This window comes from Streptomyces murinus (assembly GCF_002154555.1).
GTDB lineage: Bacteria > Actinomycetota > Actinomycetes > Streptomycetales > Streptomycetaceae > Streptomyces > Streptomyces murinus.
This window is the reverse complement of record NZ_MUNF01000191.1, coordinates 1-4588: the sequence shown is the minus strand read 5'-3', so window position 1 is coordinate 4588 and position 4588 is coordinate 1. Positions and strand designations below refer to the sequence as shown.

5 protein-coding genes and 1 pseudogene are annotated in these 4588 nt (G+C 70.3%); 3 read left to right on the top strand and 3 right to left on the bottom strand.

Annotated features, from left to right (window positions below):
• Positions 1-267: helix-turn-helix transcriptional regulator (locus CCN72_RS13830; RefSeq protein ID WP_086807790.1), on the bottom strand; the 267-nt coding region annotated here is incomplete at its 3' end.
• A 128-nt stretch (positions 268-395) separates the two neighbouring features.
• Here CCN72_RS13830 and CCN72_RS13825 point away from each other — a divergent pair.
• The 3 genes and pseudogenes from CCN72_RS13825 to CCN72_RS13815 all read left to right on the top strand — a co-directional run.
• A pseudogene (locus CCN72_RS13825) lies at positions 396-650 on the top strand (ATP-binding protein); the annotation flags it as partial.
• Positions 651-701: 51 nt separating this feature from the next.
• Positions 702-1205: a hypothetical protein gene (locus tag CCN72_RS13820; protein WP_086807788.1), complete on the top strand. Its 504-nt coding sequence runs from the start codon at positions 702-704 to the stop codon at positions 1203-1205.
• A gap of 185 nt (positions 1206-1390) precedes the next feature.
• Positions 1391-2197, top strand: a complete 807-nt coding sequence (locus tag CCN72_RS13815) for an ABC transporter ATP-binding protein (protein WP_407075607.1) — start codon at positions 1391-1393, stop codon at positions 2195-2197.
• Between the two features lie 75 nt (positions 2198-2272).
• Here CCN72_RS13815 and CCN72_RS13810 read toward each other — a convergent pair whose 3' ends face one another.
• Both CCN72_RS13810 and CCN72_RS13805 read right to left on the bottom strand, forming a co-directional pair.
• Entirely contained in the window at positions 2273-3292 is a 1020-nt protein-coding gene (locus CCN72_RS13810; RefSeq protein ID WP_086807786.1) for a polyprenyl synthetase family protein, read from the bottom strand.
• The gene (locus tag CCN72_RS13805; protein ID WP_086807785.1) at positions 3289-4329 is read right to left on the bottom strand and encodes a tetratricopeptide repeat protein; all 1041 of its coding nucleotides are present in this window, start codon (positions 4327-4329) and stop codon (positions 3289-3291) included. Before CCN72_RS13805 ends, CCN72_RS13810 begins: the two co-directional genes overlap by 4 nt.
• Positions 4330-4588: the final 259 nt, after the last annotated feature.

The following is a 4588-nucleotide window of genomic DNA, read 5'->3' as shown; positions in this document are numbered from 1 at the left end:
TGCGGGGTGTGGGGTGTGGCGGCGCGCGGGGGCCAGGGTGTCGCAGGCTTGGGTGGGGCCGGCGAGGAGGTCGAGGACGTCGATGCCGTAGTGGGCGGCGAGAGCTTCGCAGTCGGTCAGGCTCCATGCGGCGTTGCCGGACTGGCGGCGGCTGATCTGGGTCTGGCTGACGCCCAGGGCGGTGGCGAGGTCAGTCTGGGATTCTCCTGTGATGTGCATGAGGGCGGCTGTGGCTGCTCGTACGCGTTCGCCGAGCGTCATCTTCATGGGGTCATCGTAGAAGACTTGGTTATGCGTTTTAGGCATGGGAGTTGGTGAAAGTGTGCGAGGTGCCGTGGCGTCAAGTCGCTGTCTCTGTGTCGGTGGCGGGGCTCGGGTCGCGGTGCTCCTGTGGGGTCGGGATGATGGAACTCGACCGCCGCGGCGCCGAACTCCTCTTCCAGGTCCTGACCGAACGCGAGGAGAAGAACAGCGTCGCGATCGCCTCGAACGAGTCGTTCGGTGGCTGGACCAAGACCTTCACCGACCCTCGCCTCTGCGCGGCCATCGTCGACCGCCTCACCTTCAACGGCACCATCGTCGAGACCGGAACCGACTCCTACCGCCTCGCCGGCACCCGAGCCCGAACCGAACAACCTGCAGCGGGCTGACCTCCTGAAACCGCTGGACTGCTGGTCAGGGCACCTGTCAGGCTCCGCCTCGTGGAGATTCTCGATGTCCTGACCAGCATGGCGAAGACAGGTCGGCTGGGCCCGGTGTTCAGCGGAGCCGACTGGAATGATGTGACCGCTGCACTTGGCGAGCCCTGGGGCATCGGAACAATGAGCCGGAACAGAAAGTGGCCGCGGCTCTTCGCCTACGGAGACCTTGAGCTGAGTTTTTGCCGCTGCCGCAAGGTCTCCCTCATCTGCGTCCAGACCTGGCGTGACGTCGTCGAACTCCCTCCGTCGGTTGTCGGGTGGACGGGCACCTTCCCAGCGGGGCTCAAGCACGCTGACGTCGTTTCCGCCTTGGACCGGGCCGGCTGTTCCTGGGAGCCGCATGCTCCGCTGACATCCGGCAACCAGTGCTCGCTCACGGCGATCGCGTCAGGTGCGAACTTCACCTTCGAGATCCCCGAGGGCGAGGAACCCGTGCTGAACGTCATGGGCCTGCCTGGCGACGGACACGACTGCTCCGCACGGACCGCAGGCCAAGATCACTGACGCGAAGTGCCGTCAAAACTCATGAAGACTTATCGCCCCAGAGATCGCTGACCGCCGCTCAAACTGGACAAACGCTGTCGCTGAAGGCGAACGAAGCCATGTGCTGTGACCGGCGGCGTCGGCTGGGGTGTCCGGTCTGTGAGCGCGTGCGGTGCGGTTGCCGTTCGCGGCGCTACTGTGCCGGGGTGACCGAGAACCAGGATTCCCGTGCCGTCGTCGCTCTGAGGGATGTCGCCGTGCACCGGCGTAGCAGCGGGCAGGAGATCGTCCTCGACGGGATCGACTGGATTGTTCGGCCCGGTGAGCACTGGGCGCTGCTGGGGGCGAACGGGGCCGGCAAGACGACCTTGCTGCGGCTGGTGGGGGCGGCCATGTATCCCACGCTCGGCAGCGTCGAGGTTCTCGGTGACCGGCTCGGCCGTGTCGACATGCGTGAGCTGCGGGCGCGTGTCGGTTTGGTGTCCGCCGCGCAGAAGGTGCCGTTGGAGGCCACCGCCCACACGGTCGTCCTGACGGGGGCGACGGGGACGGTGCAGCCGCTGTGGCGGGAGTACGGGAGCGCGGTGCGCGAGCGTGCCCGCGTTCTGCTGGCCGAGCTGGGGTGCAAGGAGTTCGCCGACCGGCGGTTCGGTGACTGCTCGGGTGGCCAGCGGGCCCGGATCCTGATCTGCCGTGCGCTGATGGCGGATCCGGCGCTGCTGCTGCTCGACGAGCCGTTCAACGCCCTCGATCTCCCCTCCCGTGAGGATCTCGTGGACGCGCTGCAACGCCTGGCGGCCGACCAGCCCGCCCTCGCCACCGTCACGGTCACGCACTATGTGGAGGAGCTCCCGCCCAGCACCACGCATGCCTTCCTGCTCAAGGAGGGCCGGGAGCTGGCGTCCGGGCCGGTGGACGGTGTGCTCACCGCGGACAACATGACGCTCTGCTTCGGGCGTCCCGTTCATGTGGCCCGCCACGACGGCCGGTGGTACGCGCGCTCGGGCCGCTGACGTGGTGGCTGCGGCGGGCGGCTCGCGGCGCGGCCGGCCCGCCGGTTTCCGGGTGGGTGTGGTGTGCCGGTGGGTCTACAGGTCGCGGCCGACGAGGTAGTCCAGCACCGTGAGCAGGTCTTCCACGGCGCCGGTGGCCAGGGGTGTGCGGGTCAGGAGGGTGCGGGCGGCGGCCGTGTGGGTGCGGGCCTCGGCCAGTGCCGCCGTGCGGCCGCCGGCCGCTTCGATCAGGGCGGCGGCTTCCCGCGTCCGCGCCGGTGGGCTGAGCAGGTCGGGCAGGGCGTGGGCGGCCGGGGAGGTGAGGGCGGCCAGGACCGGGTAGGTCTTCTTGCCCTCCCGCAGGTCGCCACCCGTGGGTTTGCCGGTGACGGCGGGGTCGCCCCAGATCCCGAGGACGTCGTCGACCAGTTGGAAGGCGATGCCGAGATGCCGTCCGGCCCGGTCCAGTGCGTCGGTGGTGTCCTCGTCGGCTCCGCCGAGCGCGGCGCCCAGGGCGCAGGCGCAGCCGAGGAGGGCGCCGGTCTTGGCCTCGGCCATCGCCTGGTACTCCTCGGTGGTGACCCTGTCGGGGCCGGTGTGGGGGCGGCCGGTGAACAGCAGGTCGTCGGCCTGTCCGCGGACCAGGTCGGCCAGGGCTGTGGACAGCAGCCGTACGGCGCGGGCGCCTTGGGGGGCGGCGGCGAGGGTTTCCACCGCGAGGGCGAACAGGGCGTCGCCGGCCAGTACCGCGGGGCCGGTGCCGTATGCCTTCCATACGGCGGGGCGGCGGCGCCGGGTGGCGTCGCCGTCCATGATGTCGTCGTGCAGGAGTGAGAAGGTGTGCACCAGTTCCACGGCGACCGCGGCGGGGATTGCGGTGCGTGCGTCGGCGCCTGCCGCGCGTGCGCCGAGTACGGCCAGTGCCTGCCGTACGCCTTTGCCGCCGGGTGTGGTGGTGGGTGTGCCGCCCACCTCGCACCAGCCGAAGGAGTAGGCGGCCATCTCGGCGGTCCAGGGGTGCAGCCGGCCGATCGCCTCGCGCAGGGCGGGGCGTACCAGCGCGGTGCAGCGGGCGAGGACTTCGGGGGCGGCGGGCGGGGCGTGCAGGGCGGTCATCGTACGGCCTCCGCCTCGCGTGCGAACTCCTCCTGGGCGCGGGTCACCAGGCGTTGTACGTGTTTGAGGCCGCTGCCTTCCAGTGAGTGTGCCAGTGCGGTGAGTTCGGCGGTGGTCTCGGCGTGGGTGCGGTCGAGCCGTGCCCGTGTCTTGGCGAGGCCGAGGCGGGCGAGTGCCTCGCCGCGGGGTTCGCTCATGGCGCGGAACTCGGTGAGTGCCAGCTCGTACATCTGCCGTGCTTGTTCGTGGCGTCCGGCCCGGTGGAGGACGTTGCCCTGCATCTTGTGGTTGTAGGCAAGGGCGCTGGAGAGGTTCATCGCGCGGCAGCCGGTCTCCGCGCGGGAGAGGAGTTCGAGTGCTTTGTCGGTGTTCTTGTCGCGTACCGAGAGGATGTCCGCGAGGCCGCGCAGGGCCCAGGCGTGGCCGCGGGTGTCCTCGGCGCGTTCGGCTATCTCCGCGGCTTCTTCGAAGAGGGTGTAGGCGCGGTCGTAGTCGCCGGTGTTGCGGTGCATCTGGGCGATGCCTTCCAGGGCCCAGACCGTGTGGCGGGCCTCGCCGCGCCTGCGGGCCTCGGCCAGCAGTTGTTCGTGGAGGCGGCCGACGGCGGCGTAGTCGCCCTGGATGCGGCCGGTTTCGGCGAGTCCGGCCAGGGAGTAGCCGCGGCAGACGATGTCGCCTGCCTGTTCGCCGAGTTCGGCGGCGAGGCCGAGCAGTCGCCAGGCGAGCGGGAAGGCTCCGCGCTGGCGGGCGAGGGTGCCGCCGCTCCACAAGGCCCATGCCATCGCGGCGGTGTCGCCGGCCTCCCGGGCGGTGCGGTAGCTGGCCTTCCAGGCCTGGTCGGCTTCCCGTACCTTGCCGAGGCGCCGGTAGGCCTCGGCCACGGCGAGTCCGCAGCGGGCGGCCTCGGCCGGGTGCCCGGAGCGTTCGGCCTCGCGGAGTTTGTCGATGCCTTCTGTCAGCACGTCCGTCAGGGAGGAGTTCACGGACAGGGTGGTCAGGGCGCCCTGGTACTCGGGGGCGAAAGCCTTGCCGTACATGCATACCTTTCTATACACGATGTGTATACACAGCGTGTATAGGGGGTCGGGGGTACGCCCCGTCCGGGAGGACCGGGGCGTCGCGGTCTGTTGTGGATCAAGACGCGGGTACGGCGGCGGGGGTTGTCCGGGTGGTGTGGATCATGATGTGGAGGTTCTGTGCCGAGGGGGCAACGGCGTTGTCCGGAGGCGCTGTTCAGGGGTGCGGGCCCGGCGGTGCGGGGGCCGGTGGGCCCGCACCCCTGAACAGCGCCTCCGG